Source organism: Paenibacillus sp. FSL E2-0190 (genome assembly GCF_037992965.1).
In the GTDB taxonomy this organism is placed as follows: Bacteria; Bacillota; Bacilli; order Paenibacillales; family Paenibacillaceae; genus Paenibacillus_AQ; species Paenibacillus_AQ odorifer.
In genome coordinates this window covers 4,429,168-4,441,369 of the sequence record NZ_CP150306.1, presented here as the reverse complement: position 1 = coordinate 4,441,369, position 12,202 = coordinate 4,429,168, and the positions used below count along the sequence as shown (strand labels likewise).

Annotated in this window: 12 protein-coding genes; 10 read left to right on the top strand and 2 right to left on the bottom strand. The window is 45.1% G+C overall.

Going from position 1 to position 12,202, the window contains the following annotated elements; translation table 11 throughout:
- Window positions 1-30: 30 nt before the first annotated feature.
- Window positions 31-1,323 (top strand): hydroxylamine reductase, encoded by a 1,293-nt coding sequence (gene hcp, locus NST25_RS19590; RefSeq protein ID WP_076127238.1) that lies wholly within the window; start codon window positions 31-33, stop codon window positions 1,321-1,323.
- A gap of 137 nt (window positions 1,324-1,460) precedes the next feature.
- Here hcp and NST25_RS19585 read toward each other — a convergent pair whose 3' ends face one another.
- Window positions 1,461-2,219 carry an SDR family NAD(P)-dependent oxidoreductase gene (locus NST25_RS19585; protein WP_076127236.1) on the bottom strand — a complete coding sequence of 253 codons (759 nt, stop codon included), beginning with the start codon at window positions 2,217-2,219 and terminating at the stop codon, window positions 1,461-1,463.
- 135 nt (window positions 2,220-2,354) lie between these two features.
- Between NST25_RS19585 and NST25_RS19580 the strand changes: the two genes are divergently transcribed.
- The 9 genes from NST25_RS19580 to NST25_RS19540 all read left to right on the top strand — a co-directional run bounded on the left by NST25_RS19580 (window position 2,355) and on the right by NST25_RS19540 (window position 11,463).
- Complete coding sequence (locus NST25_RS19580; protein WP_076127234.1) at window positions 2,355-2,726, top strand: MerR family transcriptional regulator; 372 nt, start codon at window positions 2,355-2,357, stop codon at window positions 2,724-2,726.
- A 288-nt stretch (window positions 2,727-3,014) separates the two neighbouring features.
- Complete coding sequence (locus NST25_RS19575) at window positions 3,015-4,946, top strand: AraC family transcriptional regulator (protein ID WP_076127233.1); 1,932 nt, start codon at window positions 3,015-3,017, stop codon at window positions 4,944-4,946.
- A gap of 410 nt (window positions 4,947-5,356) precedes the next feature.
- Window positions 5,357-5,929, top strand: a complete 573-nt coding sequence (locus tag NST25_RS19570) for a hypothetical protein (protein ID WP_076127231.1) — start codon at window positions 5,357-5,359, stop codon at window positions 5,927-5,929.
- Between the two features lie 68 nt (window positions 5,930-5,997).
- On the top strand, window positions 5,998-6,615 hold the full coding sequence (locus NST25_RS19565; RefSeq protein ID WP_076127230.1) for a hypothetical protein: 618 nt from the start codon (window positions 5,998-6,000) through the stop codon (window positions 6,613-6,615).
- 180 nt (window positions 6,616-6,795) lie between these two features.
- Entirely contained in the window at window positions 6,796-7,545 is a 750-nt protein-coding gene (locus NST25_RS19560; protein WP_076127228.1) for a hypothetical protein, read from the top strand.
- A gap of 37 nt (window positions 7,546-7,582) precedes the next feature.
- Complete coding sequence (locus NST25_RS19555; protein WP_076127226.1) at window positions 7,583-8,149, top strand: hypothetical protein; 567 nt, start codon at window positions 7,583-7,585, stop codon at window positions 8,147-8,149.
- A gap of 63 nt (window positions 8,150-8,212) precedes the next feature.
- Window positions 8,213-8,764, top strand: coding sequence for a DUF4303 domain-containing protein (locus tag NST25_RS19550; protein WP_076127224.1), 552 nt, complete (start codon window positions 8,213-8,215; stop codon window positions 8,762-8,764).
- 61 nt (window positions 8,765-8,825) lie between these two features.
- Window positions 8,826-10,220, top strand: coding sequence for a hypothetical protein (locus NST25_RS19545; RefSeq protein WP_076306911.1), 1,395 nt, complete (start codon window positions 8,826-8,828; stop codon window positions 10,218-10,220).
- A 34-nt stretch (window positions 10,221-10,254) separates the two neighbouring features.
- Entirely contained in the window at window positions 10,255-11,463 is a 1,209-nt protein-coding gene (locus NST25_RS19540) for a hypothetical protein (RefSeq protein ID WP_076307679.1), read from the top strand.
- A 102-nt stretch (window positions 11,464-11,565) separates the two neighbouring features.
- Here NST25_RS19540 and NST25_RS19535 read toward each other — a convergent pair whose 3' ends face one another.
- Complete coding sequence (locus NST25_RS19535) at window positions 11,566-12,039, bottom strand: hypothetical protein (protein WP_339187626.1); 474 nt, start codon at window positions 12,037-12,039, stop codon at window positions 11,566-11,568.
- Window positions 12,040-12,202: the final 163 nt, after the last annotated feature.

Genomic DNA, 12,202 nt, shown 5'->3' with positions numbered 1-12,202 from the left:
AATGATTATCTAGATATGGAGGATAACGATATGTTTTGTTACCAATGTGAACAGACACCGAATGGCGGATGCACCGTTGTAGGGGTATGTGGCAAAAATGAAACCATTGCGAGTTTGCAGGATACGATGATTTTTGCATTAAAAGGAATTGCAGCGTATGCGACACATGCCCGGCAGCTAGGATATAGCGATCCCGAGGTGGATCGTATCACCCACGAAGCTTTGTATATGACGTTGACCAATTCCAACTTTAATACACAGGAACATTTAGAGATGGCGATGAAGGTCGGGGATGCGGCGGTTCGCATCATGGATGTACTGGATCGTGCGCATACGGACCGCTTTGGCATTCCGCAACCGATCACAGTCAGTCAGAACAAAATTGAAGGTCAATGTATTGTTGTAACAGGACATAATTTATATGCGCTGGAGGAATTACTGCGGCAGACAGAGGGGAAAGGCATCAACATTTATACCCACTCAGAAATGCTGCCTGCGCATGGATATCCTGCACTCAAAAAGTATAAGCATCTGAAAGGCAACATCGGCAAAGCATGGTATGATCAGCGTAGATTGTTCGAGAAGTTTCCCGGTGCAATTCTTGCTACCACAAACTGTGTAATGCCGATTAAAGGCACGTATGCAGACCGCTTTTTCTCATATGAAGTAGCGGGGCTGGAAGGTGTAGAGAAAATAACGGGCGACGATTTCTCCCCATTAATTAATCGTGCGTTGTCCCTACCTGCGGCTGATGTAGAGTCAGATCTGGTACTTACGACCGGATATCATCATGAAACTGTAATCGGGTTAGCACCAGAGATCATTCAAGCTGTCAAAGACGGGCATATCCGCCGGTTTTTCGTCATTGCTGGCTGTGATGCGCCAGGTACTGGCGGGAATTACTACCGTGAGTTGGCGACTTCCTTACCGAACGATACTGTCATTTTAACTACTTCTTGCGGAAAGTTCCGTTTCAATGACGTAGATTATGGCACCGTTGGAGACACTGGTATTCCGCGTTACATTGACCTTGGGCAATGTAATAATTCCGGTTCTACAGTGAAGATTGCCATGGCTCTGGCTGAGGCATTTGAGTGTACGGTGAACGAGCTGCCTGTCAGCATCGTGTTGTCTTGGTTTGAGCAAAAAGCAGTAGCCATTCTGCTAGGCTTGTTCAGTCTCGGCATTCAGGACATTCGTATCGGACCAAAGCCACCCGAGTTCATTTCACCAGGTGTACTGGATGTTCTGGTAGAGCTTTTTGGATTGAAGCTAATTACTACTGCTGAAGAAGATATGAACGCGATGTTGGCATTGTCGTAGACTGAAAATCAAAGGTTGCCGCCCGGAAGGGATTGGCAGCCTTTTTTTGATAGGGGATTTAGGTGATACATCATTGTCGAAGCATGGCGATCCGTAATGGATGGTCATGCTTCTTAACTTGCCATTACAAGATGAGCTTATCGCGTGCTCGCCACATAATTATAGAGGGTATCTCTCAACTCGAACTCGTACGTCAAACCATTAACAATCCCCACAACATGATCGTTATCATACAGGTCAAGCATGAATCCAGCCATTTCCTTCGCGGTATGATATTTCGGCACAGTCCCATGATATTCGAATTCGGGGATATCGAAAGAAAGCTTCGCGAATTCTGTTTCTGTTGCGGCAGGTGCTAGCACTTTAGCCTGCATAAGTGCACCTTGACTCTTCAACTCATGAGAGAGTCCTTCAGTAAAGGCACTCACATAGAACTTAGTCGCACAGTACGTAATGGCATTTCCCACAATCGTATAGCCGCCACCGGATGAAACGTTGATTAATTGTGTTCCTTCAACATTGGAATAATCACGAACGAATAGAGAGGAAAGGATCGTCAACGATTCAATGTTCAGATGCAGCATTGCAGAAATTTTATCTAAATCTTGCTTGGCCACTGAAGCGAAATTTCCAAACCCCGCATTGTTGATCCAAGTTTCGATTTCGAACCCTTGTAGATCCTCATAAAGCTTATAAGCATTACTAGAAACGGATAAGTCAGTTACTCGAATAACGACATCTACATCGGGGGAGTTATGATTGATTTCAGATTTTAGCTCCTCCAGTTGCTCCCTTCTGCGGGCTGTAACAATTAAGTTTTTACCGCGAGCCGCAAAGGCTAGAGCGGTTTCAAAACCTATACCTGAACTGGCGCCTGTAATTACAGTATATTGCATGTGAATTCCTCCGTTTTTACAAGAATATTTAGTGTTTCAACAACGATGTAATCATAAAGCTTAGAGTTTACTCTAAGTCAAATATTTTTTATAATTATGGGGACTCTTAAAATCAACATAGATTCGGGGGCTTGTATGTATACGATCAGCGATGTAGCCAAATTACTAGGGATTACCGCATATACACTGAGATATTATGAAAAGGAAAAGATTATTGCTCCGATACGGAATGCGAATGGAGAAAGAATATATGATGACTCCAATCTTGCTTGGCTGCGATTTGTGATGAGGTTGAAACAAACCCAAATGCCGATCTCACAAATTAGAGAATATGCGCAGTTATATTTAGAAGGAGAGCATACGGCCCAAGCCCGCTTGAACCTTCTTGAGAATCATAGTAACTCTATACAGAGCCAAATCAGAAACTTAACAGCCACAGAGAAGATGTTGAAAGACAAAATTGCAGCCTACAAAAATTCCCTTGCGAAAGAGACAGGCATTTACTAAGCAGGCGACATAAAAGTATGCCAATGATTAAGATAATTGTGAGATCAAAAAAAGGGCCCTCACGATTCATTGATAGACGCTAGTTCCGCATGTGTGTTTGCGGATCAGCGTCTTTTGCTTTTGGGCTAGACTCCGGCAAAATAGCCGTATGCCTCGCTATTCGCATCCTCGTCTCATGCGGCAACACCTTATTGACAGCGCTAGACGTATTCGTTATTGTGTTTAGTAACATGATTCAATTGAGAATGATTATCTCTTGAGAATTTAAAGGGAGTTTGCGAATCAGTTATGGACGTTCTGAAACTTATACAAATATGGAACCAGGTGATTATGAGTGTGCTGGACGTACGGCTAAAGCAGGCCGGAAACGACAACGATTTGAATCAATACCGTTTGCCGGCAAGCGCATTTTTATTCGCTTTTCAAGGACAAGGCGAGTTGTGGGTTGACGATGAGGTATGGCTGTGCGATCGTTTCCATGTACTGCACGCCGGCAAAGGCTCTCTGGTGACGGTTCGGAGCCGAGAAGCGCTGAATGTATATATTGTACTCTACAAAGCGTTTCTCCCCGCTTCGGCCTCGCGCGAATTTCATATGATGATGGAGGAATCCGACCCGTTTCTGGAAAGCTGGGGGTTCCCGCCTGGCGAACCGCTGGCCATGCTTGAGCTGCTTCAAACGATACGCGACGGTTGGCTTAAATATGACGACGGATTGACACGGCTGTCGGCCAAGGGAGACTTTATCCGCTTCGTTCACGCTGTCCTGAGGGAGCGTCTGTTCGGAGCCGGCGAGCCATCTTTATCGGAGCAAGTTATTCGACATTTGTCCAGGAATTATCGCCAGCCGATCTCGTTTGAGGAGCTTGCTCGGCAATTGAATTACAGCCAACAATACATATCGCGAAAATTTAAAGAACAGACAGGGCTCAGTCCGCTGGACTACGTCATTCGTTTCCGAATGGAAGATGCGAAGGCTCTGCTGGCCGGCACGATAGCAACACAACAGGAAATAGCATCACATGTCGGTTATCCGGACCTCATTTATTTCAGCCGTATGTTCAAAAAGCATGCCGGCATGACGCCAGGTCAATATCGTAAACGATACGGCCAGTTCGTTTCAGATTATGCAAGGAATAGGTCACAATCGTCCGTTGTTCTAAGCCGGTCATTAAGCTATCCTTTTTATGTGAGTGATATTGATTATCAATTTCAACAGGATGGGGCGAATAAAATGACTAGAGCAACCCGAAGTTTTTATGCAGTGATGCTGTTATGTTTGACCGTGATGTTAACAGCTTGTGGTGGGTCGGTGAACAACGGAGGTGCAACGAACAGCCAGGTTGCCGTCAGCGCTTCTCCAACCATGATCACTCAAGAGTCAGAGGTTTTGGCATCTTCTGAGATCAAGGTAGTCAAGACCGCTTTCGGCGATGTCGAAGTTCCTGCACACCCTCAGCGCGTAGCGGCAATTTCTTATCTCGGCACCGTACTTGCTCTGGAAGTCCAGCCGATCGCAGCCGAATCGTTCTTGATGTCGAGTCCTTATCTCGAGGGAATGCTGGACGTCGTGACGGATGTAGGCGACTCGTTAGAGAAGCTGCTGGAACTCAATCCGGATTTAATCATAACGCATAATCCACAGCCTGAGGTAGTCGAGAAATATCAGATGATCGCACCTACGGTATCGGTTCCTTACAATCAGTTTGTATCCATTCAGGAAGAAATGCTGTATTTTGGCGAGTTGCTGGATAGACGTGAGGAAGCGGAGAAATGGAACGAACAATTCGAGAAGGAAATTGCAGACATTCGGGAGAAAGTCCAACAAGCCGTTCCCAAAGGAGAGACGCTTTCGATTATGCAAGAGTACGATGGAAACGTGAGCCTTTTTGGTCCGAAATCGGGACGAGGCGGCCGGCTGATGTATGAAATAATGGGGCTGAAGCCGCCGACGACGGTTCCAGAATTTATGCTGAAGGAATCCTACTATGAATTTTCGCTGGAGAAACTTTCGGAGTACATGGGTGATTATTTGATTCTGACGACGGAAGCCAGCTTGGAATCGCTGCAGGCTGATCCAATCTGGGGGTCGCTAGAGCCGATTCGCAACAATCGGGTATTTTTATGGACGGAGAACCAATCCTGGTACCGCGACCCAATCGCCGTGAAAAGACAAATCAACGATTTGACCGACTGGATCATCGAGGCAGCGAGTCGGTAACTGCCTAGAGTAAGGATTGATCGAACGGTAATATAAAATCAGAACTTGCCGTTACAGCCAGCGCGCTGATCCTTACCATAAGTGACGACGAAAAAATTTTGTTTTGGAAAGATGAAGAGTGTTGTGGGGGTGCGGAATAGCTCGACAGAGGGTGTCCTAAACGTCATAAAATGGCAGAGGGATACCCTCCTTTTTTTAAGAGCGGAGTGGGGAAGGGACTAGAGATTGTGCTGAACGGTCAAGTTTATAATTCTTTTTGTGCAAAGGTTATTTCTAAAATCCAGGTGAAAAGTAGGTAGACTCAGGACAAGCGATCACTATAATGGAAATATGAGACATTCACAGAACCGATCAATAGGATATAAATAAGAATCCGGCTGATTAAAAAAGCGATTAGAGGAGGCCATTTCGTGGGAAGATCATTTGCAAATTTGCATATCAAGTCGAATAACCTTGAGAAGACTGTCGAAGCATTAAGAGAGCTAAGCGAAGCGCATGCCAAAGTATTAGGCAAGAAAAATCATGAAGCTCCAGAGAGCAAAGTTGTCATGTATGTAAGCAAAAGCAACGAAAACTGGATCAGCGTGCTCCACGATTATTTTGTATGGGGTACGGTGAAGAAGGCCGGTAAAACGTTGTCCCAGCTTACCGGGGAGCCAGTGATGACCGCCGGATATATGAATGAGGAGATATTCGAGTTGTCGTTGTTCGAGAATGGAGACATTCAAGCCGAAAAGATCTTTTGTGAGCAGTGGACGAGGGATGAATATGAACAACTCCGGGAAGAGCGTCTCAATGATGATTACTTGCGAAAAGCGTTGGATATCCGTAATGAGAATTTTGACGGCTTCATTGGCATTACGAGTCCGGGACAAGCCGTAGATAAGCTGTCAGAAATCGTAAGCATGTCTTTATGGAGTGACTGGGAGTGGATCCCGTACGAAGAAGCTCTCAAAAATCGATTTGTGAAATATGAATTTTGAAAATACACGAGTAAATGGCTAAGGACATCTGAGATGACATTTTAATACATGGCGGTGAGCGAAAAGAAATGGATAAATTAAAGAACAGCGGATTTTATAAGCTTAGATTCTTCATCAGGCCGGAAGAGTTTGAAGGCGTTTTGAAGCGTTTTGAACATAAGCAAGCGCAATTTCATCTAATCAATTATGCCCAGACAGAGCATGATCTGAAACAGGTGTATGAAGCATATCAGACCTTTTATCATTATTTTACGGCAGAGAAAAAAAGGAATGAGGGTCCCCCTTTCTTTGTTTATTCCATTTCTGTTACGTCTGATAATGAAAGCTCCGGATTTTTCGCGAGAAATGAGAGTGTCTATTTTCCATATTACGGACAATGGGCAGAGGATGAACTGCCGTGTATCTTGCTATCATTTCCTAAAGGCTTTCAAATAGATTTGGAAGATGAAAAAGGGAAGTATTATATCTATGAGGATATTCGGGATCATAAGCCGTTAACATATACGTTTTTCGATGAAATAACGGGTGCTATTAAAAAAATGACAAAGCCGCTTCGCTTCTCGGCGCATGATGCAGATGCTATGAAGGAGCAAAAGCCTTCTGTGCGTATAAGCCATGGTGCGATTCACGATTTGAGCAAATCGTGGATTTTCAATAAATATGGGCTTGTGATGGGTGGCAAATAGTCCAGGGCAAATTACACCGAGGCATTGGCCAAGCTGGAGAATTCAAAAATTGGGGATTGATATGTTGCACTCTCTAAAATTTCAGTATTATCTTGGATAAAAAAGCTGCTCAACCTGCAATATTTTAAAGAATTCTCTATCTGGAAGAGTTGCATGTTGGGGGCAGCAGGAGGAGTATTTATGTACATCGTATCTCGGCCAAAACCGCTGTCTGATGGTCAAAACCAAGCACTTGCAAAGGAAGACGCCACTGTTTATCCACCGGGCTACCTCCGTTTTTTGCGGCGATTCGGCGAAGGGACTTACAGAGGGTGGCTGAATGTTCAGTTTCCGGATGCGGAGGTGCTTAAACCTTTTGCAGAGTACGGATTATGGGAGCATGACGAGAATAGCCCCATTACTGAGCAACAGATCGGTGAGTGTATCGTTATAGGTACAACGGTGGACGGAGATTTTCTGGCAATACATCCCCAGACAGCTGGGCTGCTTTGGCTACCTCGGCATGCGGAGCACGTAAAGGCGATTTCCCTGCAGGCAGGGGAGCAGGAAGACGAAGGGTTGTACGCCTTGGTGCTGGACGAAATTTATCGTCAGGTGTATGGAATCAGTCAAGGGGAGAGCGTCTATTATGAACCGTGGACGGGCACTCGCAGCCATCGCTTTTTGCGTTTGCCACAAGGGCAGGACCAGCTTACGCTACCCGAACTGGCTGGATTGTGCCAACATGAATTTCCGCCGGATTTGTTTATTGAGAATGCCTATGCTTGTTTCCTGTTCTACCGGCAGCTGGGAGGCTATGTACGGTTGAATTATGCCTACCAGCAAGAGGTGGCCATTTTCTATGAACAGGATATGGGGCAGGCGTTTGCCGTAATGGAGCAGTGGCTCTTGTCGAAAGGCTGCGAAGCGATTTCAGAAAATAACAGCTGATCTGGGTGCTCCGTAAGTCTGGGAGAGGGAGGTATGCATGAAACTAGTTTTTACTTTGGATACACATGGAACGTGTGTGGGTCAATTGAGAGATGAACTGCTGCCCTTAGAGGAATTAGCAAATACATGGGAGTTTCCCTATGATATCTTTTTTGTGTTGCGTGTTTTACCTGAAGGTTATGGTCGAAAAACATCCAGACGGTTTGATAGCAGGGATCATACCCTCGAATTAGATATCAGCATAAGTTATGAACAGTACCAACGGATGTCCAAGCATGAGCAACGTGAGGGATTAGGTATTCACCTTTTTAACTATTTGTCAGAGTCAGTTGCTAAATATAATAAGCATGCAGTTAAGGAAAACCAAAATCAACTACTGGACCTAGTGAAAAAATGGATGCTCGAAAACAATTGGCTAAATGGAAAGTTAAATCAAGCACGGGACCTACTTTCGCAAGACATGGATCTTTATGAAGTCAGCCAGAAATTGCAGATGCCATTAGAAGAGATTGAGTATATCCTTCTCCGTATGAATGACTATGAGCCAACTGATGTTCATCCTGATAACCTTGTAGTAGAAAAAGCACCGCCATATCATTTCTAGAAGGCTGGAGCAAATAGAAGACATCCTGCCTGAACGGATCCACTAACGGAAAGGAGGAAGCCGATGCAAGAAATAGAGAGGCTGGCGATAGAGATCGCCGATGCTGCTAGAACGTCTTTTCGCGCTCTTTTTGAAAATGGCGAACGTTACTATTACTGTACCCTTTACACTACTGGTGAGGGACATGCGCCAAGTATCTCCGCCTGGTCGTGGGAAGCTTTGGAGGTAGAAGCAGCCAGGCAAGGCGTCGAAAGTGACACACCGGCATCGACGATTGCGGAACTTATCAAATGGTCTTATGCGGATTCGCCCTATTGTTGTTTCGGCGATGAGAACTTTGATAATGTTAAACAACGATTTACCGAGCGTTCTTTCATTGCGGTTCTTGAGAATGACGAAGGGAATCGCGAGTTTGATTTGAGGCTGAAGGCCATGGAGCTGGCGATGAAAATACTCGATGATGAAGGTGTGTTTGCCTTGAATCAACTGCGAGAGTCAGTATGCGTCCTTGTCGAAGTCATGCCTCCGGATGAGATCAATACTGAAATCGCCCTCCGTTTGAATCGGGCAGAATCTCCAGCTATGCAAGTATGGTTGGCGGAAGCGGCGGAGTAGAAGCCTCCGCTTTCGGAAATCGTCTACTATATTCGGATTTAAAATGAGAGGAAAATAATTTATGAGCAATCTTTTCAGATTCATTCCTATTAGCCAACTAGCAGATAAATTTCCCGAAGGATCTTGGTGGGCGAAGTTTTACCAAGATTTTAGTGACGAGCAACTTGCCGCTTACTATGAAGGGGATTTGACGCTGCCTTCTCTTAATCTAGATTGGGAGCAACCTTTCCCGCAACAAAAAGAGGTAATCATCATTTTTATAGAAGGAAATTTTACTGTAGACAATCTTTATAATAAAGAAACGGATGGTGCCATAGGGCTTTTGGTGACCGGTAATATGAGTGCGAAAAATATAGCTGTAGGCGGTCAGGAAATTTATGTTTCGGGCAACCTGATGATTGAGGAAATATTATGCGGCTCCTACAATCATGGGGAAACGATTGTTAAAGGTGATCTCAGCGCTGCGGTTTTGGTTCAGGATGACGAGTACAGTTTCAAAGTGGACGGACATAAATCGATCGCCTGCTTAGTAAATGTGTGGGAGGGGGACGGCGTATTTCAGGAGCTTCCGGTAGACATTCATGAAGTGTTGATTGATGAAGTTTTTTTGGATATGGAAGAGGATGAGGAGGACTTTTCCTTTGGCACACTGGTGAACGTAATTAAAGAAGGCCGTTCTGCTCTAAAAAAAATAAAGGAATCCCCCGCTAGCAAGAAAGCTGTTCATTTATATTTCACCCATAACACAATCAATGAAGAAAATATATTGAAGTTGACGCAGTGTATTTTAATGCCAAGTGACAAGCCTTCTTTTAATTTTCGGGAGCAAGACGTTTTTTTCAAAGTTCAACTGGAGCATATTGATGCTGACGGGGATGAGCGGGATCTTAGCGTTTATATGAATGATAACCGGCATCACTATTATATTTGGCTGGAGCAAGATCATTCTGTCGGTTTGTTGAAGAGAACCATAGAAGAAGGGTCTGAGTGGGAGGACATTACAGAAGAGTCTCAGGAACAACTAGCAGAGATTAGCGATTGCTGGACGATGTTGCTGACCTGCGTTAATATGGCTGAGCTTTATTTACGAAACATTGAGGTACAGTATGTGCAAGACATTTTGCAACACACTGTAATTCGGGAATTATATTCGGAAGTGGAGGATAATGGCGGGTTCTGGGACGGCTCTAAATGTTACAGCTTCCGTCAAACGCATACGGACGAGGACGGAGACCTCCTACATGGTCGGATTGAAATCAGGACTCCAGATGAAGCGTATTATTTTTATACAGTGGACAATGGAACTTATGTTTCCCGGCATTATCAGCCGCCCGATCAATATGGCAAGCAGGACATGTCCTATTTGGATCTTAGGCGCTGGGAAGCATCAGAGCGGTATTTTACAAGATTCAAACAATTTATTACTGAGAAGATAGAGTCAGGTGTGAATGGTTAGATCTTGATATGCATTAGAGGAAAGGATGATAGAAATGCCAAATGATAGCCAAGCTGGTCCTTCAGCTGGTTCTGTTAGAGAAGTTGGTAGTTATCCTATCAACCTGACAGGTCCACGTAGTCATACTCTTGTCCTTAAGCCCGGTGTGGGCAGTCTATCCATGGGTCCGTCGCAATTGGGGAAAAAGGTTGACCTTCATGTCGCGTCTGATGCGCCTATCGATTGGACCGTATTCGATGTCTTTGCCACACCGGCTGGCTCTCCCTGGCCGCGATTTCTGCATTATACAGGCAGTGATTCAGGCTTCTTTGACTGGGCACAGAAACGTCCCATTGAAGAGATGACATGGACTCCGATCCTGTCTGCAGACACGGTGGCGGACGCCAGTCAGTCCAATTTGCATGGCTTGCATGTCGAGTTGGAACCATCCGGGAGGTCCCTTAGCCTAATACTTCCGAAGCAGCCTTTCCGCCTGAGTGTGTCCGGCGATCTATCACGCTTCTCGGCCACAGGCGAAATGCCATCTTCTCTTACACTAGCACCGCGCACCGGCCGACGTAAGAATGATCCCCCTTTTTTGCTGCCCGATATGGGGGAGCTGCACCAGGTAACGAGCTTGACGCTACATAACGCACCGCTGGGACAGCCCATCTCGCTAGAGTGTCTAAACCGGTACCCAAACCTTAAATCACTGAGTTTGTGGGGAAACTTCTGCGACCTGAATTTATTAGCTCATCATACCCAGTTAACGAATCTGGAGCTGCGCTTCATGCCTGATCTGGGGGACTTGCCGACCTTGAACGCGTGGCCGTTGCTTGACAGATTCATCGCCTACAATGTCGAAGAAAGCGCTGGCAAGCGTATAAAAAAGCAAATGAAAACTCGCGCTGAAACCCGTCCTTGGACCGACCATGCTTCAGTGAGCCAATTACGAAAGCCAGAGTGGTGGACGACCGAGTTTGGCCGCCCATTCTCCTCCTGGGCTAAACGTCTAGCCAAGCTGGCTAATGAAGCTTACAACGTTGCACAGGTAACCTTGTCCGAAGCCCGTAGCTTTGCTGAAGCCGAGGCCGCCATTACCGCTTTCACCGTGCGCTTCAACAATCTTAAGGGCATCGAAACCACCGAACGAGAAGACCTTGGTGAAGCGGTATGGCAACTTAGCCAGTCTGACCACCTGATTGGCCAGCCTATCACAGAGGAGATGGCTCAACGCTGGTTCGATGCAGCGCGCGATTACTAAATGAATTGAAAGTCACACCCCTAGAATAGAAATCGGAATGACCCAGAGGTTTGTCCAATGTCTATTCTAAGGGGTGCACTTCACTATACTGACGGGGTTTTGTTATACGATCATCCCCATTTCTCGGAGTCTATCTTTAATTTTCTTTAAACGAGCTTCTTTTTCGGTGTCTTCAGTTAATACCTCTACAGATGTTTCGTTATACTTCTTAATGATCCTCTTTAAAGTTAATTCTTTCATTTCCTTTTTACTGTGGATGGTAACATGAGGGACAGCTGTATAGGTTTCTATAGTCTTGGGATCTGCAGAAATTCGTTCTAGTAAACTAAGTAGAAGCACCAGTCTTTGCTGGCCCAACCTCGAAACTTGGTATAGTTTTTTCCATGTGGAATCTAATAGATGTTCAAGATCTGTATATCCCTTCGAGTATAGAGCATTTATGAGGCCTGTTAAATTTGGACCCCGTTCTTCTGCATGCGCCACAGCAACAATACAAGCAATATTCTTAGAATAAAGATGCGCCGGAAGTGGAAAAAAATGTATTAATGCCGCATTTCCGTCGATGATGTCAATCATGATGATATACCTCCATTAAAATATGTGTTCACTATACACGTTTAGTATTCTGGCAAGGTCTGAGTCAGCAGGGTGAATTTTCCTGACTTGTCCAATCGATTGATACACTCTGCATTATTAAACCCCAAGCTACTGATCATTTTCTGAACACCAGCAAAACCCG